The sequence below is a fragment of the Xanthomonas euvesicatoria genome (genome assembly GCF_013112235.1).
Lineage (GTDB): Bacteria > Pseudomonadota > Gammaproteobacteria > Xanthomonadales > Xanthomonadaceae > Xanthomonas > Xanthomonas euvesicatoria.
In genome coordinates this window covers 3,982,434-4,003,168 of record NZ_JABFFS010000001.1, presented here as the reverse complement: position 1 = coordinate 4,003,168, position 20,735 = coordinate 3,982,434, and the positions used below count along the sequence as shown (strand labels likewise).

General features: G+C 64.9%; 8 protein-coding genes. 7 read left to right on the top strand and 1 reads right to left on the bottom strand.

The features are described 5' to 3' along the window. Positions 1–65 precede the first annotated feature (65 nt). Positions 66–362 carry a hypothetical protein gene (locus HLH45_RS17190; protein WP_008574369.1) on the top strand — a complete coding sequence of 99 codons (297 nt, stop codon included), beginning with the start codon at positions 66–68 and terminating at the stop codon, positions 360–362. A 286-nt stretch (positions 363–648) separates the two neighbouring features. Here HLH45_RS17190 and HLH45_RS17185 read toward each other — a convergent pair whose 3' ends face one another. Beyond that, positions 649–2,220 carry a S53 family peptidase gene (locus HLH45_RS17185; RefSeq protein ID WP_014090446.1) on the bottom strand — a complete coding sequence of 524 codons (1,572 nt, stop codon included), beginning with the start codon at positions 2,218–2,220 and terminating at the stop codon, positions 649–651. A 478-nt stretch (positions 2,221–2,698) separates the two neighbouring features. On the opposite strand from HLH45_RS17185, the gene HLH45_RS17180 reads away from it, so the two are divergent. The 6 genes from HLH45_RS17180 (at position 2,699) to HLH45_RS17155 (ending at position 20,728) form a co-directional block, all read left to right on the top strand. Then, entirely contained in the window at positions 2,699–5,056 is a 2,358-nt protein-coding gene (locus HLH45_RS17180) for a glucosidase family protein (RefSeq protein ID WP_033478834.1), read from the top strand. A gap of 480 nt (positions 5,057–5,536) precedes the next feature. After that, positions 5,537–8,353 carry a TonB-dependent receptor domain-containing protein gene (locus HLH45_RS17175; protein WP_033478835.1) on the top strand — a complete coding sequence of 939 codons (2,817 nt, stop codon included), beginning with the start codon at positions 5,537–5,539 and terminating at the stop codon, positions 8,351–8,353. 397 nt (positions 8,354–8,750) lie between these two features. Then, entirely contained in the window at positions 8,751–13,109 is a 4,359-nt protein-coding gene (locus HLH45_RS17170; protein ID WP_033478846.1) for an Ig-like domain-containing protein, read from the top strand. Continuing rightward, positions 13,106–14,692 (top strand): family 43 glycosylhydrolase, encoded by a 1,587-nt coding sequence (locus HLH45_RS17165; RefSeq protein ID WP_033478836.1) that lies wholly within the window; start codon positions 13,106–13,108, stop codon positions 14,690–14,692. The genes HLH45_RS17170 and HLH45_RS17165 overlap by 4 nt, the downstream gene beginning before the upstream one ends. Positions 14,693–15,029: 337 nt before the next feature. Then, the gene (locus tag HLH45_RS17160) at positions 15,030–17,342 is read left to right on the top strand and encodes a S9 family peptidase (RefSeq protein ID WP_008574379.1); all 2,313 of its coding nucleotides are present in this window, start codon (positions 15,030–15,032) and stop codon (positions 17,340–17,342) included. 491 nt (positions 17,343–17,833) lie between these two features. Further along, a complete protein-coding gene (locus HLH45_RS17155) occupies positions 17,834–20,728 on the top strand; it encodes a TonB-dependent receptor domain-containing protein (protein ID WP_008574380.1) in 2,895 nt (964 codons plus the stop codon). Positions 20,729–20,735: the final 7 nt, after the last annotated feature.

Genomic DNA, 20,735 nt, shown 5'->3' with positions numbered 1-20,735 from the left:
CTTCGGCCTGTTGTCTGCAATGGGTTGAGCCTTGTTCGAATCCTCACCGCCATGCCGGAGCCACCATGAGCATCAGCAGCATCGCAAGTTCCGGAATGCAGGTCGCCGCGCTGCGCCAGCAGGTGGCGGCCAGCAATGTGGCCCGTCAGCCAGTGGACGCCAGCCCACGTCAGTCTGTCGCGGCCACGACCCAGGCCAATGGCGGCGTGGCGGCCAGTGTGGTGAATGCCAACGCCGATCCATCTGCGCCAGCCGGCGATCTGGTCGAAGGTCTATCGGCACGCAACGATTTCCAGGCGAATGCCAATGTGTTGCGGCGCTCCGACGAGATGCTGGGGAGCTTGCTGGATGTGGTGACCTAAGCAGTTCGAAGTGGATGAAAGCTGCCACCGACCCGTTGCCCCAGGGGCACGGGTCCCCGTCTGATGGCCCGCCCAGTGCCACGTGGTGCGGCCCGGCCGTCATGCCGTCGTCGTTTCGCGTCGGGACGCGCTGCACATACCTTGCTTGTAACGCCACCGCCGTTCGCGTTTCCAATGCAGCGCCTTCATGCCACTGCGCAGTGGAGTGGTGCCCTTGCGGCCGGTGCATCGGCATTCAACGCCAACCCGCATATGGCCCCGGCCGTTCACACGATGTGCGCGCCGGTCAATCGGGTCGCAACACCTCCGTCAGGCGTGCACCGTCGGGCACGCCCAAGCCGGTATTGGCGTCCCAGCCGGTGGATGCACGGAAGCCGGCGTTATCGCCGGCAACGATGTCGCGGAATGCGTCCGGTCGACCGTACAGGCGCGGCAACACGAAATGGGGTTGCATGCGGTTTGCGCCGTAGATGCGTGCCAGCAAGGCCGCCCATAACGGCGCGGCGGCGCTGGTGCCGCCCATCACGGCAGGCTGCCCGTTGATCGACAGGTAGTAACCGGTCTGCGCGTCGGCATTGGCCGCCACATCGGGAACGCCGCGCATGCCCAGCTGGCGCGACTGGTGCCGTGCATCAGTGATGCGCAGATCCTTCTGCCAGGCAGGGCGTGCAAAGAACCTGCTTTCTCCGCCGCCGCCGTTCGCCCAGGCTTGTTCGTTGGCGCTGTCGGCCGTGACCTGGAGCCGAGTGCCGCCGCAGGCGAGCACGAACGGGCTGGATGCGGGAAAGCAGACATTCAATCCTGGCTGCCCGTCGCTGGCGCCATCGTCGCCAGCGGCAATGCATACGGTGATGCCCATCAGTGCAGCGGCCTGAAACGCACAGTTGTAGGCCTGGCGCGATTGCGGCGTCCATTGCGATTCGGTGAAACCCCAGCTGATGGCAATGACGCCGGGAGAATGCTCTGCATCGTGGATGGCGGCGTTGATCGCTTCCAGAAAGCTGTTGTCGGTGTTGGGCGCGAAATACACCACCAGTTTGGCGCCCGGCGCGATTGCCCCGGCAATCTGGATATCCATCTGCGCTTCGACATCGGCATCTGCATTGCCGCGACTGACGTTGTTGGTGGCCCCGGGCAACAGCACATCGACCAGTGTCGGCATGGGGACGCGCAGCTGCGCGAAATAGGCGGCCATCTGCGCGCGTGCATAGCCGCCGCCCAGCACGATGATGCCGATGCATTGACCCTGCCCGTCGTGCTCGGGAAAGCCGTAGAGCTGCGCCAGCTGCGGCGGGGTGTATTGCATGATCGGACCATCTTCACTGCCGGCCGGTGCAGTGGCCTGTAGCGCAGGCGGCGAGGATGCAGTCGCCTCGGGCGCGCTGGGCAGCGTCTGAGCCTGCGGGCGTGCGTCCAGCCCGAGCACGGCGGTGACGATGCCGCCCAGGGTCTGTGGAATCGATACCGGGCCGGTGCGTCCGCGATAGCGCATCGCACCATCGACATAGTCGCGCAAGCTGACCTGGAATGCGGCCTCGCATTGCTGCACGGTGCCCTCCAGGATCACGTTGCCGCTGTCTGCGTGCGCGTGCTCCATCGTCAAACCATAGCGGGCGGCAAAGTCGGCAACGGCCTGCAGATCTGTCGCACTGGCGGCGAAGCGTTCGCTGAACTCCGCGCGCGTGAGCGCAATCGGTAGCGTATTGGGCTGCAGGTGCAGCAGCGCATCGGCAGCGGCATTCAGTGCCGGCATCCGCACCGCGAGCAGGACGCGCAGGCGTTCGTCCTGCGGCGGTTGTCCGGCCTCGATGGTGGAGGGGGCGATACGGCGCTCACTGCCAGCCAGGATCGTGTGCATGCAGGGGAGAACTCCATCGAAGTGGTGAGCCAAAGTGGGTTGGTGCAGATCCAAATGTAGCCGTCGCGTGCTGCGCGACCACCGCGGCACGCGCGGCTGCCAGTAGCACGGCAGTGTGCATTCAATGCCATGCGCGAGCTGTCTGTGCAGCGGGGTACCGCGTGCGATGGACTGCAATACGAAGCACGGACGCATCGATTGGTGGGCCACCGGCCAATGGCACGCAACGGCAAGCGGTTGCAGCAAGATCAGCATTGCCTGCCTGCGCCTCAGATCCTGCGACAGCGTGCCGCGTGGCCGCGTGGCCGCGTGGCTTGCGGCGCTGTCGGCCTGGCGCATCCAGGCGCCGGCGCGGACGACGGCGGGCGTCACTGCCTGGGCGTGATGTGCGGATTTCCGCACGGGTGTCCGACCGCTGTCACAAGACGTCGTGCATGAACGCGCGCACGATGGGCCACGATCATTCGAGGGAGCAACGATGGACCGTAGAACCTTTCTGCGTCAGGGCATGGCGGCCACCGCGGCGGTCGGTGCAGGTGCCGCGCTGGCAACGCCGGCCACGGCGCCGGCTGCGAGCACGCCGCCGGCGCCGGCACTGCCCCGTCTGGAGCCGCTGCCTTCGGCCGCGCATGTCGGTAGCACGTTGTGCAGCTTCACCCACCTGCAGCAGCATTGGACCGTCTACGAGCATCTGGACGATGCACAAGGCCAGCTCACGTTGTGGAGCGACAGCGGCATGCTGCGGCTGGACAAGCGCACCGAGCCGGCGTATCCGGCCGCGGGCACGCCGTATTTCGGGCTGCCGTTGGCGCAGGTGGCCATGGCCGAAGCCGACCTGCTGGCCGACCGCCTGCTGCGCGATGGCGACCCGGACGAGGCACAGGTGCGCGAGGTGGCACCGCCGCCCGCCTCCTTGCTCGATCCCAAGGACAATGGCGGGCGCTGGCCGTGGACCACCTTCGTCGGTACACGCGAAAGCCTGGACACCATGCCCATCCTGCCCAACGGCCGCAGCCGCACCTCGCGGCCGGAACACGCGTTTGCCGAACTGGGCGAAGAGGCGCTGATCAAACGCCGCGAAGAAGGCATGCTTGGCGGCTGGATGCCGGCCGTGCGCAAGGTGATGCGCCGCGAGGGCGAGCCCGACAGCTGGTACGACGTGCTGGTGTTTGCCGACGTGCGGGCACGCGATCGCTTCGTGGTGCAAACCTGGCACCGTACGATGAAGGTGAAAGCCGGCGCCATCGTCGCGGTGCACTACACGCATAGCTACCCGGAATTTGCGCCCTCGCGCAGCGCCGCCACCGCCGAACAGTTCTACGCGGCACTGATCGATTTTGCTGCGTATTGGCAGCAGGCGCTGGACGGCACCGTGCAGGCGCAATTTCCCGATGCCAGCTGGAACGACATGGCGCAGTTCGCGTTTGCGCGCGAGCTGGTGGTGCGCCCCGGCGGCGATTACCCCAAGTATGGCGCGGTGGAACGCGACTACTACGGCAACGAATACGACGGCTTCCAGGACACGTTGACCAGCTCGCTGTATGCCAATCTTGAGTGGGGACGTTTTGCACAAGCCGCGGCGGTACTCGATAACTACTTCGATGAGTTCGTGCAGGACGATGGCCTGCCGAACATGCGCGGGCCGGAAGTCGGGCAGTTCGGGCTCACCTTGTCGTTGCTGGCGCGGTATCTGCGTTACACCGGCGATGCGCCACGTCTGCGCCGTCTGCTGCCCAAGATCGCCGCCACCGCGCAGGTGTTGTGCGCCTTGCACGACCAGGCGCTGGCATTGCCGCGCACGGCGCATGGGCATGGGTTGCTGCACGGCTGGAACGAATCCGATGCCTGCCTGTTTCCCGATCCATCGCGATGGTGGAAACCGTATTACGCCAACAGCGCGTTGACCATCCGCGGCTGGGAAGACATCGCACAGGTGTGGAGCGCACTCGATGGCGATGCTGGCCAGGCCGCGCAATGGCAACGCCGCGCCAAGCAACTGCGTACGCGGCTGGAAGCCAGCCTGCGTGCCAACGTGCGTCGCGACCTCTCCCCGCCGTACGTGGGCCCGTTACCCGGGACCACATTGACCTTCCGCCAATCGTTGCTGCAGGAAAAGCCCAGCGAACAGCAATGGCCGCACCGTGCGTATGCCGAACTGCTGCAGGCCGATGTGTTGCCGGACGATCTGGCCCACCTGGTGATCGATTGCCTGCGTGGCCACGGCGGCACCAGCATTGGCGTGGTGGCCAACATCGCACCGCCGGAGCCGGGCAGCCGCGATCTGCTCGGTTTCATTTCCTACGGCTATGCGCAACAGCTGTTGCGGCTGGATCGCATCGAAGAATATCTGTTGTTCGTCTACGCGCATCGCTATCAGGTGCACACGCGCGGCAGTTGGACGGCCGGGGAAGTCAGCGGCATCACCGGCGGCATGCCGTTGTTCTGCATACCGGCGCAGATGACCATCCCCTTGCTGCTGCGCTGGATGCTGGTCAGCGACGATGGCGCCGGCGAGCAGTTGTTTCTCGCGCGTGCGCTGCCGCGCGCGTGGCTGGGCAGCGGTGCGCCGGTGGGCATCACCGCAGCGCCAACGCGCTGGGGCACGGTCACCTTGACGCTGCGCACCGAGACTGCGGCGCGTTGCATCAGTGCCGATGTGCAGTTGCCGGAACGCGCACCTGCACGTACCTGGCTCATCTTGCGCACGCCCGCAGGCACACGCCTGCAGCGCGTGCTGGTCGATGGCAGACCGGCGCAAGTACAGGGCCCGCATGCAGATCGGGTGGCCTTGCCTGGCGCTGCTGCACTGGTGAAGGTGCAGGCGTGGTACGCCTGACAACGGCGATGCGATGATCAGGCGTTGCCGTTGTTGCCGTTGTTGCAGTGTTGCTGGACAGAGCGCACCGCAGTGCCGCTTCGCTGTTCGCATGCAGGTGCTGTGGTCGATCACAGAGACCAGGGCACATCGCATGATCGTGCCGAGATGTCGCTGTTTGGGCAATGCAGGCATGCCCGAAAGCAGGCGCAAGCACGCGATTTTCCGCATGCGTCCCGCCTAAATTCGTCAAGACGGCGCAGTGGCGTTGTCGCAAGATTTTTTTAACGTAACGCGTGTGCCAAGCATGCGCTCTCAGGGGAGAGCGGTGTCGTTGCAGTTGCCGTCCTTGCATGCGGAGAGACCTGCCGTTGAGATGGCAGGCCGGTGCAGTCTCTGTCGTGATCGTTCCCTCCATCTGTGCGCCGCGGCGGTGCGGCTTGGCCGTGCGCGGTCATGCAGGAAGGTGGGCCGTACCCTGTGTCAGTACAAGGATTTCCGATGTCGTCCAGCCGCCCTGCTGTTGTTCCCAAACGGCGCGTCTTGCAGACCACCCGGCTCGTCAACGCGCTGCTGTTTGCACTGGCGGTCGCCGCCGTGCCGGCTGCCGCGCAACAGCGTGGCGATGGTGCAGACGAAGCCACCCAGACGCTGGATCAGATCAACGTCACCGGCACCCATCTGCGCCGCGTCGACGCCGAAACCGCCAGCCCGGTCGTGGTGATCGACCGGCAGCGTATCGAAGACAGCGGGCAGAACACGCTGGGGCAGCTGCTGCAGCGCTTGCCGATGATGGCCGGCTTCCAGACCGGGCCTGCGCTCAACTCCAACTTCAGTCACGGCCGCGCGCTGGTGTCGCTCCGCAATCTCGGGCCCGAGCGTACGTTGGTGCTGGTCAACGGCCATCGCATGGCAGGGCCTGCCAGCAGCGTGGCGTCGGCACCCGGCGTGGACGTCAACGCAATCCCCGCCGCGATGGTGGAGCGCGTGGAAGTGCTCACCGATGGAGCGTCGTCGGTGTACGGCTCCGATGCGATCGGCGGCGTGGTCAATGTCATCCTCAAGGACACGTACGACGGATTCGCCGCCACCGCGGACTACGCGCAGAGTACGCATGGCGATGCCAATCGGCGCACGCTCGGGCTGGAATGGGGCAAGACCTGGGACCGCGGTGGGCTGATCGTGGGGCTCAGCCAAAACTCGATGAACCCGGTGTTCAATCGCGACCGCAGTTATGCGGCCAAGGCGGTGGAATATCTCGATGGGCAGGTCAGCGAGGTTCGCGGTGCCAACACCCGTGCCTTCCTGACCGACGGGCGCGTGCTGACGCCGGTGGACGGCGTCGCGCCGGGTCCGGTCGGCGAAGAGGCTTTTCGCCCCTACAATCGCGCCACCGACAGCTACAACGTCTACGACGCGCAGTACCTGATCACCCCGATCAAGCGCACCAATGCCTCGCTGCACGGCAGTTTCGACTTCACCCCCAGCGTGCAGGGCTACATGGACGTGTTCTGGACGCGCAGCAAGACGGTCTCGCGCTTGGATGCCTACGGGCTGGAAATGCCGGATGCGGTAGACAACTACTACAACCCGTTCGGCGATCAACTGGACGCCTACTATCTGCGCTCGCCGCAGGCCAACACGCGCGTCTACACCTCCACCATGTTCCAGACCAATGTCGTGGCCGGCGTGCGCGGGCGCGTGGATGGCACCAGCTGGCAGTGGGATGCGGCGGCCGGCTATGCGCGCTACAAGGACACCTTGGTGCGCACCGGCTTCTCGATCACCTCGGCGTTGAATAACGCGGTAGGCACTTCGTTCCTGGACAGCGACGGGGTCGTGAAATGCGGCGCGCCGGACGCCGTGATCGTCGGCTGCACGCCGATCAATATTTTCAACCCCAACGACCCGGCTACCATCGCCGCATTGCGTGGCACGCAGCGGCCGGTGGATCTGATCGACGAAAGCCAGATGCGCTTTGTCGATATCAGCGCCAATGGCGATCTGTTCAAGCTGCCGGCCGGAAGGGTGCAGGCGGCCGTCGGCCTGGTGTATCGCACCAACAAGTTCGCGCAGGGGACGACCAGCGACGTGGCCGCTGCCGATGCCGATGGCAATTGCGACTACAACGATGGCTGCATCCTCAAGCAGGGGCGCGAGGAGTCGGTCAGGGAAGCCTATGCGGAATTGCTGGTGCCGCTGTTGAAGGACGTGCCGTTCGCAAACGTGTTGAACCTGAACCTGGGCTCGCGCTATTCCAACTACGACGCCTGGGGCAACACCACCAACAGCAAGGTTGCGATCGAATGGCGGCCGATTGCGAATCTCTTGGTGCGTGCCACCGGCTCGCAGGTGTTCAGGGCGCCGGCGCTGGGCGATTTGTATGGCTCGCCCTACAACAGCGTGATCGACAACACCGGCGATTTCCAGGACCCGTGCACAGGCTTTACCGGCGCACCCAATCCGGCCTGCGCGAACGTGCCCAACGATGGCAGCTTCACCAACACCGCGCAGTTCAACGTGGTGACCTCCGGTGCCAATAACGTGGGCTTCAAGCTCAAGCCCGAGCGTGGCCGCTCCTACAATGTCGGGTTGGTCTATGACCCGGATCAGGTGCGCGGGCTATCGCTCAACGTCGACAGCTGGCGGGTCGTGCTGGACGACATGCTGACCGGTGTCGGCTACCAGCAGGTCGTCAGCGATTGCTTCGACGGCAGCGAAGCGGCCTTCTGTCCGCTGATTCAGCGCGATGCCACCGGACAGCTGACGCGGGTGTCGGTGCCGTTCGCGTACAACAGCGGCAAGGTCGATATTCGCGGCTACGACGCCGGCATTCATTACACGCTGGCCGACACCGCCTGGGGCACGTTTGCGACGGGGCTGGATGCAACGTTCTTCTCCAGCTATCGCTTTGCGGGCGATCCGCATAATTACGTCGGCGAAAATTCCAGCTGGGGCAACATGCCGCGCTGGCGCGCCGTGGCCAATCTGGCCTGGGACAATGGCCCGTGGCATGCGAGCTGGAACGCCCGTTACCTGGGCCGCACGGTCAACGGTAGCCAGTACGAAAATTTCTGCGTCGACACCAATGCCGATGGTAGCTGCGCCTATTTCCCAATCGGCTCGGTGGTGTATCACGACGCCTCGCTGAGCCGGAAGATCGCATCGCTGCATAGCACGCTGGCGGTGGGCATCGACAACCTGGGCGACCGCAAGCCGCCACGGTTCTACAGCTACTCCAATGCGGCCAATACCGAAGCGAGCACCTACGACACGCTCGGGCGCTATGTCTGGAGCCGGCTGCGAGTGGAGTTCTAGCACGTCTAGAAAGGCAGCCGGCAGGGGTTAGGCAGAGTAGGCGGTGCATCTGCAACGCAGCGGACGCGCGGGACATGCCGCATCGAGCGACGCTGCGTGGACCTGGCGGAGAGCTTTAGTTGACCTGCACGGCCTGCGTCAGCCGGCAGGCTCGCGGCCGGCGGTTCGCGTCATTTGCAACAGTCGGTGCGTGTGGTGGCGAAGCACGCACAGTGAGGTTCGCTTTGCATCGCTGCACTTCGTGTTGACGCGGGTGTCGCCAGCGCAAACAACTATGGTGAGACGGCTGCATCACATCGGTTTGCGATGCAGGGGGAGTACCGCAGCTGTCTATTGTCCGATGCGCGCCAGCCGCCGCATCGATCGCGCTGTCTTGCACGTTAATGGGATGGATGTCATGAGGGAGTTACGCTGGAAGTCATTTCTGGCGCGGCACCGGCGCTGGTTGCGCGTGACGCGGCGCACCGGCGTGGCTGGGCTGTTGTGGGCATGCATCATGCTGGGCTGGTCACTTGCAGTCGCACAGGAAGCGCCGATCGCCCAGCCCAACGCAATGATCGGCGAGCCGCTCTTCCGCGGCCTGGACCACCCGATGCCTCCCACCGCGGTGCCGTTTGCGCCCGGCGGACAACTGGCACGCATCTACGCGGCCGATGTCGCGCACGGGGCAGGGCAGGCGCCCGGCAACGATTTCTGGATCGACCGCCTGCTGGCCCGCGAGGGAACTGGCGGTGGTTTCGACGATCACAACGACTGGTTGTTTACCCGTGGCCGCGCCGCATACCTGAGCTATCACGCGCCAGATGCGCCGGGATTCGTCGGGCAGGTGGCGTATTGGCACTCCACCGATTACGACGCGCTGTTCCACATCCATGCCACGCTGGGCAAGCGTCATGTGCAATGGAAGGAGCGTGCGCAGCAGCGGCGGCAGACGCCGAGTTATTTCACGACGGTGTTCGAAGACGCCGGCGCCGGCGTGCGCATGCGGCTGGTCAAATACATCACCGAGCAGAACGTGGCGGTGGCCAGCGTGGTGCTGTCCAGCCTGGACGGTGCGGCGCATACGGTATCGCTGCAAGCAGTCTCGCCGATCGCCCCGCACGCAGACGGCAATGAGCTGACCGGTGCATTTGACGCGTACAACCACATCACGACGGTCTTCCCCCGCCTGTCCGGCGATGGCTTCCATGTCGAGGGGCAGCGTCTGGTGCGCGACATCGACATCCCCGCGAGCGGCGAAACCGCGCCAGTCAAGGTGCAGCTCGGCATGCTCACCCGCGAGTTGCCCGAAGCCCGCGCCGAGTACACGCGCATTGCCGCGCAAACGCCGCAGCAGGCCTACCAGCAGCACGTGGCCAGCTATAACCGCTGGTGGGTGGACAACCTGCCATACCTGGACACGCCCAACGAGAACATCAGCAAGAGCCTGTTCTATCGCTGGTGGGTACTGCGCTTCAACTTCCTCGATGCCAATGTGCCCGGCAACGATTACCAGTTCCCGGTCGCCATCGAGAGTGTGCTTGGCTACGACAACGCCATCGTGCTGACCGCCGGCATGTTCCTGGACGATCTGAAATACCTGCGCAATCCGCTGTATGCCTATGGCACCTGGCTCAGTGCGGGCGAAACCGCCGGCGGTGGCAAGTACACCGACAACCCTGGTTCGCCGGAGAACTGGTCCAATTCCTACGCGCAATACATCACGGCCGCAGCATGGCGGTCGATGCAGATTCACGGCGGGCCGGCGACGCTGGCGGGCAAGCTGGCACGCTATGGCAGCGGTGACGTGGACGGCGTGCTGGCGGCCTACGATCTCAACCACAATGGGCTGATCGAATACGACTGGGCGGCAATGACCGGCAACGATGCCGATGCGGTGTCGTTCGATTGGGCCGACCAGCACGGCCAGATCCGCATGGACCGCACCGAGAGCGCCTACGTGTACGCCAATGCGCAGGCAGCGGCGCAGGCGGCGACGCTCGCGGGCGATACGGCGACCGCACAGCGCATGCAGGCCACCGCGCGCCGCATTCGCAAGGCGGTGCTGGAGGTGTTGTGGCAGGATCGCAGCGATGCCCCCGACTCGGTCGGCCTGTACGGCGATCTGCTCAAGCATCGCCAGGCCGACGGGCCGCGGCTGGCGGTCGATTGGAAGGAAACCAACAACTACTATCCCTTCAGCGTGGGCCTGATGCCCAAGCAGGGCGATGCCGACTACGATCCCAAGTACGTGCGCGCGTTGCGGCTGTTTGCCGACGCGGCGCAATACCCGCTGTTTCCGTTCTACACCGCCAACCAGGTGGACATGCAGGCGCGCGGCAGCGGCGCCGATGTGGGCAGCAATAATTTTTCCACCATCAATGCCACCGTGGCGTTTCGTTTGTTCGGCTCGGCCTTGCGCGATTACCCCAGCCCGTATCTGAACGCGCAGAGCTATCGCAAATTGCTCTACTGGAACGCCTGGGCGCCCTTTATCAACGGCGACAACCGCTATCCGGACCAGAACGAATTCTGGGCCAAGGGCACTGCCGGCCGCGGCGGCAAGATCGGCTATCGCTCCTGGATCCACCATACCCAGCTGGGCGCGACCAACTTCAGCATGATCGAGGATGCAATGGGTTTTCGCCCGCGCAGCGACGACAAGATCGAGCTGTATCCGATCGATATCGGCTGGGACCATTTCGCCGCCGACAATCTGCGCTATCGCGACCGCAACCTGAGCATCGTCTGGGATCGCGATGGCAGCCACTACGGTGGCCGTTTGCCGAAGGGCTACAGCGTCTATCTCGATGGTCGCCTGGCGTTCTGCGTGGATCGGCTGGCACACGTGATCTACGACCCGGCCAGCGGGCAGGTCAGTGCCGCGCCGGATGCGGTCAATCGCAATGGCGCAGCGCAAGTGCTCCAAGCCCATCCCGCGGCACTGGCGTCGATGACGCAGGTACCGTTCGCTGCGGGCACGCGGGTGGCGCAGATCCTGGCCAAGGCCGGTGTGGATGTGACGCTGCCGCCAGCGCATAGCCGCAACCTGGCGCAGGGGGCGCGTGTCAGCGCCAGTTTTGCCGCCGCCGGGTTGCCGGCAACGGCGGCGGTGGATGGCAGTACCGCCAGTACGCCGTTCTGGGGCACCGCGGGCTCGCCGTCGGCCAGCGACTGGATCGCGCTGGACCTGGGCGGCACGCGCACGCTGGATCAGGTGGTGCTGTACTTCTATCGCAGTTCCTCGCCGGGCGGGGATCAGAATGGCTTTCCGTCCGGGACGCGGCCTGGCTACGCGGCACCGTGGATCTACGCCGTGCAATACCGCGATGGCAGCGGTGTGTGGAAGAACGTTCCCGGGCAGGTACGCGATGCCACGATGGCGGAGGGCAATCGCAACCGGGTGCGCTTCCCGGCAATCCATGCGGCAGCGCTGCGCGTGGTGGTGACGCATGCCGGTACGGCGCGCACCGGCATCAAGGAAATCCAGCTGTTCGACAGCGGTTTGCCGGCACCTGCGTCCGTGGGCAACACGCCGCCGCTGGTACAGGCATGGCAGCTGGACACGCCGGGCGCCGATGTCGCGGTGGTGGTGCAAGGGCGCGTTGGCGATGACGGCTTGCCCAATGGCACGCTGCAGGTGCGCTGGCGCGTGCAGCAGGCGCCGGAAGGCGGCGATGCCGTGTTTGCCGATGCCGCTGCGCTGCAGACATCCGTGCGTTTCACCCGTGCCGGGCACTACATCTTGCGTCTGGCTGCGAACGACGGGGCGCTGATGGGGCATGCCGATGTACAGGTCAGCGCACCGGCCTCGCGCCCGCTGCAGAGCCTTCCATTGCAGGCCATGGCCGGTGTCAGTGCGCAACTCACCGGCATGCAGTACCGCGTGCAGGCCTTGAACGATGGGTTCATCCCGCAGGCAGGTAGCTTCCCCAGTGGCAGCCTGCGCTGGGGCAGCTATGGGCTCGACCAGCCGGCAACGGTGTGGTTGCAGTATCAGTGGCCGCGCCCGGTGCGGCTGTCCTCCAGTGCGCTCTACCTGTGGAACGACCAGCCCAACGGCGGAGTCGCCGCGCCTGCCGGCTGGAAGTTGCAGATGCTGCAGGACGGACGTTGGCAGGACATCGTCAGCAAGAGCGGCTACCCGATTGCGGCAGCGGCGACCGGCGCGGCGAGCACCGCCAGCTTTGCGCCGGTGGTCACCACCGCGCTGCGCGTGGTGTTGACGACCCAGACCACCGCCAACGGACACGCCGCCATTGGGGTGGACGAATGGCAGGCGCTGTCCGAGCTGCCCAAACAGGTGGAGGCGATCCATCTGCGCACGGCCCCCGGGCAACTGCCGACGCTGCCGCAGGAGATCACCGCCTTCTTTGCCGATGGCAGTGTGCTGCCGGTGGCCGTGCAATGGTCCGAGCTTGCCGCCAGCCGCCTGGGCCGCGAAGGTGCAGTGGAACTGCAAGGCCTGGTCGAAGGTGCGATTCCCGTCAAGGCCACCATCTGGGTGCGCGCAACGCCACCGGGGCAGATCAATACCGTGCAGCCGTTGCCGACGGTGACCGCGGTGGTCGGGCATGCACCGACGTTACCGGGCTTCGTCACGGTGCAATACAACGACGGCTCGCGTGAACGCTTGCCGGTGCAATGGCCCACGTTGCAGCCCGCGCGTTACGCACAGCCCGGCGAACTCCAGCTCACCGGCACGGCGCAAGGGCGTGCACCCACCGGTAACGTGTCGGTGCCGCTGGTGGTGCAGATCAAGGCGGCCGCGCCATGACGCGTACGTTCTCACGGTTGCTGGTGCTGACGTGCGGGTTGTTGCTGGCTGCCGCTCCGGCCTGTGCCATGCAGCCGCCGCAGGGAACGTGGTTGCATGCGCCGGGCAATCCCATCCTCGCCGATGGCAGCGAATATTCCGCCGACCCTGCGCCGCTGGTGGCCGATGGCAAGCTGTACATCATTGCCGGCCGCGACACCGCGGCTCCCAATCTCAATGCGTTCGTCATGCCTGGCTGGCAACTGTTCGTCAGCAGCGATCCGGCCAGCGGCGACTGGATCCACTACCGCGATCTGCTGCGACCCCAGCAGGTCTTTGCCTGGGCAGACAAGCGCTATGCCTACGCGTCGCAGATCGTGCAGGGCCCGGATGGGCGCTATTACCTGTATGCACCAGTGCAGCAGCGCGATTCGCCCAATGCCGACCCATTCGCGATCGGCGTAGCGGTGGCCGACAGTCCGCTTGGCCCGTGGACCGATGCGCATCCGCAAGGTCCGGTGGTCTCGCAGTCGGTGCCGGGCCGCAACGATATCCAGAACATCGACCCGACCGTGTTGGTCGACGATGACGGACGGGTGTATCTGTATTGGGGCACCTTCGGCGCGTTGTACGGCGTGGAGCTGCAGCGCGACATGGTCACTTTCAAGGGCACGCCGGTCCTGGTGGACACGCTGGACGGGTATTTCGAAGCGCCCTGGCTATTCAAGCGCAAGGGCACCTACTACCTGGCATATGCGGCCAACAACGCCGGACGTCTTTCGCCATGCACGCCCACGCTGTATCACGCCTGCATCGCCTACGCGAGCGCGCCCACTCCGCTAGGGCCATGGACGTACCGCGGCATCGTGTTGCCGCCGGTGTCCTCGACCACCTCGCATCCGGGCATCGTCGAATTTCAGCGGCAGTGGTATCTGGTGTATCACACCGCCGACGCAACGGGCGGCGGGCATTTTCGCCGCAGCGTGGCGATCGACCGGCTGGAATGGGACGACAGCACGCAGCCGGCCAGCATCCGCACCGTGGTGCCGACGCGGCGTCCAACGCCTCCCGCGCCGCCCACGCGCAATCAGGCGCCATCGGCCTACGCCACCGCGTCCAATGGCCCGGACATTCCGGTGCAGTACTGGATTGCCGCGCTCAACGACGGCGTGGTCAAGGCCAATCCATTGCCACCGGAGATGTGGGCCAGCTGGACGGACAACAATCCACCGCAGCAATGGCTGCAGTACAGCTGGGCGCAACCGATCACCGTGGATCGCACGCGCATCGTGTTCTGGGCCGACCACCCGGCCGGTGCCGACGTCGGCGTGGCACCGCCAGCGCGTTGGCATCTGGAATACCGGAACGCTGGGCGATGGCAGCCCGTGCAGCCGCGCGATGGGTATGGCACGCGTCCCGATCACGAAGAAGCGGTGTCGTTCGCGCCGGTGACAACGCGCTGCGTGCGTGTGGTCATGGACGCCTCTGGCAACGCGGCCAGCTATGCCGCGCTGGCAGTGCAGGAATGGGAAGTGCTGGCACCACAGCCACACCGCCTGCCCTCTGCCACGGCCGCTGACAGCCAGCGTTGCGATGCGCCGTGAAGCAGCCGACAAAGCGCCGCATGCGGCAGTCGAACGTTGGCTGACGGTGCGCAGGCAGTGGAGTGCACCGGTGGGGGTGACACATCGGCTTTTGCGTGCTGGCCGCGCGTGCCTTGCGAACGTGTCCCAAGTGTTTCAGTCGCGCTGACGTGAATGACCACGCATGGCCAGGAGATGTGGCGCACGGGTGCAGCCGTCGCGTCTGCTGTACCCGACGGTCTGCGCACCTTCCTTGGTGTGTGTCTGCCGCAGCGATTGCAGTCAGCGGCCCAGCCATCGTCCATCAACGCCACGCTGTCTTCTCGAATTGAGGTCACAGGTGCCACACATCCCTGCCATGCGCTTACGCAACGTCGCAATCTGGTGCGTGTCTCTCGCACTGGCGCACATCGTGCCGGTGACTGCGGCGCCACTCTTCGCTCCCACGCCGGCGCAGTACACGCAGGCAATGGGCTTGTCCGATCACTACGCCTCGCTGGTGGACCGGCGGCCTACGGCGCCGGTGTGGGTGGATGCCGGGCATTTTCTCTATCGGCGTGGAGTGGCGCGCAGCGCGCAGCTGCCGGCGATCGAATACCGCCTGGTGGAGGCGGCCAGTGGCCGCAACACACTGGCCTTCGATCACGCGCGGTTGGCCGCAGCATTGACGCGGGCCGGTGCCAAGGCGGTCGACGCAGCGCGACTGCAGCTTGACGAGCCCACCCTGGAACGGCAGCGCCTGAGTTTCCAGTTGGCGAAACTGGGCTGGCAATGCGACCTGCTGGGCTATCGCTGCGCGCACCTGCCCGAACGCGACCTGCCGGCCGAATCGATGGACATGCGCCTGCCGCTCAAGCAGGGCGAACGCCAGGCCAGGACGTCGCCGGATGGCCGCTGGCGTGCCTGGGTGGAGCAGGGCAATCTGGTCATTGCGCCGGTTGGCAGTCACGAGCGCAGCGTGCTCAGCCACGACGGCAGCACGGATGACTACTACGCACTCGACAGCGTGGTGTGGTCGCCGGATTCGCAACATCTGGCGGCATATCGGGTCAAGGCACCGCCGCCGCGCATGGTCTATTACATCGAGTCGGCGCCCACCGATCAGGTGCAGCCGAAGTTGCATCAGCAGGTCTACCCCAAGCCAGGCGATGCGTTGCCGGTGATGCAGCCGGTCTTGTTCGATCTTGCCACGCACGCAGCGCATCCGGTGGCGATGACCTTGCTGCCCAATGCCTTCACCTTGAGCGAAATGGTCTGGTGGAAGGACAGTCGCGGTTTCACCTTCGAATACAACGCACGCGGTCACCAGCTGTACCGGGTGATCGAGGTGGATGCACGCACAGCCGCCGCGCGCACGCTGATCGAAGAGACATCGCCCACCTTCATCGAATACTCCGAGCTCAGTGGCGAGCATGAGAACGGCGGCAAGCACGCACGCCAGGATCTGGACGATGGCGCGCAGATCGTGTGGGCATCCGAGCGCGATGGCTGGGAGCATCTGTATCTGTACGACGGCCACAACGGCGAGGTGATTCGCCAGGTCACCCGTGGCGACTGGGTGGTGCGCAAGCTCGATCGCATCGACCAAGCAGCGGGGCAGGTGTATTTCACCGCCTCGGGTATGCAGCCCGGCGAGGACCCGTACTATCGCCATGCCTATCGCATCGGGCTGGATGGCCGCGGGCTTACCGCATTGACGCCGCTGGCTGCCGATCATGAGGTGCGCTATTCGCCGGATGGAACCTGGCTACTGGATCTTTACTCGCGCGTGGATCTGGGCCCGGTGCTGGAGTTGCGGCGCAGCGCAGATGGCAGCCTGGCACGCACGGTGGAGCGCACCGACCTGACCCGCCTGCTGGCGGCAGGGTGGCAGGCGCCACTGCCGTTTCACACCACCGGGCGCGACGGCAGGACCGAGATCTGGGGCGTCATCCATCGCCCGCAGCAGCTCGATCCGCAGCAGCGCTACCGGGTCGTCGAAGACATCTATGCCGGACCGCAGGGCTCGTTCGTTCCCAAGAGCTTTACCACCGCCACACCATCGCTCACCGGGATGGGGTTTGCGGTAGCGTCCATCGATGGCATGGGCACCAACAACCGCTCGCGCGCCTTCCACGATGTGGCCTGGCGCAACCTCAAGGACGCCGGGTTGCCGGATCGTATCGCCTGGCACAAGGCCGCCGCGGCGCACTACCCGTGGTACGACATCGGCGGCGGTGTCGGTGTGTACGGCACCTCGGCAGGCGGGCAGAACGCGGGGGCGCTGCTGTTTCATCCGGAGTTCTATGTGGCGGGTGTGGCCAATTCCGGCTGCCATGACAACCGCATGGACAAGATCTGGTGGAACGAACAGTGGATGGGCTGGCCGGTCGGCCCGTGGTACGCCGCATCGTCGAATGTGGAGAACGCCGCGCGCCTGCAGGGGCATCTGTTGCTGGTCACCGGCGACATGGACATGAATGTCGACCCGGCCAGTACCTTCCAGGTGGCCGACCGCCTGATCAAGGCCGGCAAGGATTTCGATCTGCTGGTCGTGCCGGGCGGCGATCACGGTGCCGGTGGCGACTACGGCAGGCGCCGCCTGCTGGATTTCTTCCTGCGCTGGATGCAGCAGGCACCAACGCCGGAGTGGAATCGCAACGTCGCAGCGCCGGCCGCATCGGTGCGGTGATGCGCGCGCTGCCGGTCGCGTGCAGCGAGTTGACGTGCGCGGCACATCGGGCCCAATGCCCCCGTCCGCGCATCGATCGTTGTCAGCTTCATCTGCACTCCCATCGCCGCAAGCGGTGCCAATGCGTGCGGGCTCGAGCGCGCTCATGCCGCCACACGTGATCGTTCAGTTGCGAACCATGCTGTTTTCCGCATGCGCGTTCGCCAAATGCGACAAGACGTGGCGTCTGCGCACAGGCACATTGTGACCAGCTGATGAAAACTGGAGCGCATAAGCGCATCCAGTGAGGAATGCACCACCTTTCCGGTAACACGCGTTGCTGCGCGACTGTTCGGTCGCCTGCGTCGCACGTTGTCTGCGCCTCTGCAACACGACCGTGCCAGCGGTTTGTTGCAGCGTACGTCTGCCATCTACGTCGCCCTGCGCCGCTGTACGCCGGCACGGGCAGGTATTGCCCACGGTTTGTCTTTCGTCACACTCAGGAGCCTTGCATGCCGATGTTGCCGTTGCCTCTGACTCGCACGACCAGCGCCACCACGCGGCCGTTGCCGAGCATGCTCACCACCGCGCTGCTGCTGGTGCTGTCGGCAGGTGCGGTTGCGCCGGTGGCTGCGCAGCAAGCTGCCGGTGGCGATGCGACGCAGACGCTGGACAGCGTGGTGGTCACCGGCTCGCGTTTGCGCCGGGTGGATACCGAGACCGCCAATCCTGTGGTTACCGTCAGCCAGGAGCAGATCGCTGCCACCGGCAAGGCGACCGTGGGCGATCTGTTGCAGGAACTGCCGTCCATCGCCGGCAATGCGACCAACCCGTATACCAACAACGGCGGCGGCACCGGCGCCTCGGCGATCTCGCTGCGCGGCCTGGGCGACAAGCGCACGCTGGTGCTGGTCAATGGTATCCGCCTGGCTTACAACGACGTCAACGCCATTCCTTCCAGCATGATCGAACGCATCGAGGTGCTCAGCGACGGTGCGTCTGCGGTGTACGGCTCCGATGCGATCGGTGGTGTGGTCAACTTCATCCTGCGTTCGCGCTTCGACGGCGTGCAGTTCAGCAGCGACTTCGGCACCAGTAGCGAAGGCGATGGCAACCGCCGCAACTTCACCTTGACCGCCGGCAAGACCTGGGAGCGCGGCAGCCTGATCGGTGGCCTCTCGTATCACAACATCGATGCCGTCTCGGCAGCGGCGCGCGATTACTCCAAGGATGCGCTCGCGCTGACCAATGGCCAACCGGTGAAGCAGGGCTCCTCGGCCACGCCCACCGGCACGGTCAACTTCAATGATGGGTCGGACCAATCGCAACTACTTACACAATCCAATGGCTGCGGTCGCGTCACCCTCAACAGCGGTGTCAGCGGGCGGGCGAGTCCTGGCGATTTCCACTGTTATAACGCTGCTGCAGATTCCTACAACTACCAGCCGTTCAACCTGTTGCAGACCCCGCAAAAACGCACCAATGCCTTCCTGCTGGGCACGTATCGCTTCAGCGACAGCGTCGAGGGCTACGTCAATACCTGGTTCAGTAAAACCGAATCGGCCTCGATCATTGCGCCGATTCCGATCTTTTCCAACGGCGACAACATCCTGGTCTCGGCGCAGAGTTACTACAACCCGTTCGGCGTCAATTTCGGCACCGATCGCACCACCGGCACCTCCTACAACGACCTCAATACGCGCGCCACCGTGTTGGGCAACCGCCGCTACCAATACAACACCTACAACTTCCAGATCAGCCCGGGTCTGCGCGGCCGTTTCGGCGACAGCTCCTGGCAGTGGGATGCCACGTTCAATTACGGCAAGGTCAAGCAGAAGTCGATCAACAACGGCTTTCTCGACTATGCCGCGTTCAATCAGGCCATCGGTCCCTCGTTTCTGGATAGCGATGGCGTGGTCAAGTGCGGCAGCGCGGGTGCAGCGATTGCCGGCTGTACGCCGTTGAATTTCTTCAACCTCAACGACAGCGCCAACCTGGCCACGTTGCAGGGCATGGTGGTCAACCCCATTGTCACCAGCGTGTACACGGTCAAGCAATTCGAAGCCAATGCCAACGGCACATTGTTCGAGTTGCCGGCGGGCGAGGCCAGTCTGGCGGCTGGCATTTCGTACCGCAAGGAACGCTCCACCACCGCCTCGGACCCGCTATGGACCGGCGATGAAAATGGCCTGTGCGGCGTGATCGAATTCTGTTCGTCCAGCTTGAGCGGCAGTTTCGATGTCAAGGAGGCCTATGCCGAAGCGCTGTTCCCGCTGCTCAAGGATCTGCCCGGCATCAATGCATTGAACATCACCGTGGGCACGCGCTTTTCCGACTACAGCTCGGTGGGCAGCAAGACCAATAGCAAGCTGTCGCTGGAATACCGCCCCGTCGAAAACCTGTTGTTGCGCGGCACCGTCTCGCAAGTGTTTCGCGCACCCAACATCAACGAGCTGTATGCCGGCGTGGCCGGCGACGCGGCCACCGTCAACGACCCGTGCAACGGCTACACCGGCGGCAACATGGTGGCCTGCGCCAATGTGCCCACCGATGGCAGCTACCAGCAATCGGACGGGCAGGTGTCGGGCAAGGTCTCCGGCGCGGCAGTCGCCGGCTACCAGCTCAAGCCGGAAACCGGTAAGTCCTACGACGTCGGATTTGTGTACGACCCGCAGTGGATCGACGGCCTGTCGCTGAGTGCGGACTGGTGGCGCATCGATCTGGAAGACACCATCACCACGGTGTCGGCGCAGACGGTGCTGAATCAATGCTTCGCCAACTCGGCCAGCGCGTTCTGCGCGTTGATCCATCGCAACGGCAACGGCACCATCAATTACATCGCCGAGCCCACCGTCAATCTGGGCAAGCTGTGGGCCAAGGGCATGGACTTCAACCTGACCTACCGCTTGCCTGCCATGGCATGGGGCAATGTCACCGCCGGCCTCAACGGCACCTATCTCACCCGTTACGACGTGTTGCCCGACACCACCGACCCCAGCTCGGTCACCATCCACAACGTGGGCCGCTACACCCAGGCCTACGGCAACTTCCCACGCTGGCGCGCACTGGGCACGGTCAGCTGGGCATTGGATGACTGGAGCGCCACCTGGCGCATCCGTTATGTGGGGCATACCGCCATCGGCAACTCGGATCCGGACCAGAGCCTGTCGGCCGATTCCAGCGAACCGACCGTGGTGCGCAATATCGGTGCCTACGTCTACAACAACCTGCAGCTTGGCTATAACGTTGAGCCGTGGCATACGCGCTTTGAGGTCGGCGTGGACAACATCGCCAACAAGCAGCCGCCGCTGTACTACGCCAACAATGTGGGCAATGCGAACACCGATGTGGCCACCTACGATCTGCTCGGCCGCTTTTACTGGGCACGCGCGACGGTGAAGTTCTGAGTGCGCG

Coding starts and splice junctions, on each gene's coding strand:
- HLH45_RS17175 (WP_033478835.1), top strand. CDS start 5,537: ATGTCGTCCAGCCGCCCTGCTGTTGTTCCCAAACGGCGCGTCTTGCAG.
- HLH45_RS17180 (WP_033478834.1), top strand. CDS start 2,699: ATGGACCGTAGAACCTTTCTGCGTCAGGGCATGGCGGCCACCGCGGCG.
- HLH45_RS17155 (WP_008574380.1), top strand. CDS start 17,834: ATGCCGATGTTGCCGTTGCCTCTGACTCGCACGACCAGCGCCACCACG.
- HLH45_RS17190 (WP_008574369.1), top strand. CDS start 66: ATGAGCATCAGCAGCATCGCAAGTTCCGGAATGCAGGTCGCCGCGCTG.
- HLH45_RS17170 (WP_033478846.1), top strand. CDS start 8,751: ATGAGGGAGTTACGCTGGAAGTCATTTCTGGCGCGGCACCGGCGCTGG.
- HLH45_RS17185 (WP_014090446.1), bottom strand. CDS start 2,220: ATGCACACGATCCTGGCTGGCAGTGAGCGCCGTATCGCCCCCTCCACC.
- HLH45_RS17165 (WP_033478836.1), top strand. CDS start 13,106: ATGACGCGTACGTTCTCACGGTTGCTGGTGCTGACGTGCGGGTTGTTG.
- HLH45_RS17160 (WP_008574379.1), top strand. CDS start 15,030: ATGCGCTTACGCAACGTCGCAATCTGGTGCGTGTCTCTCGCACTGGCG.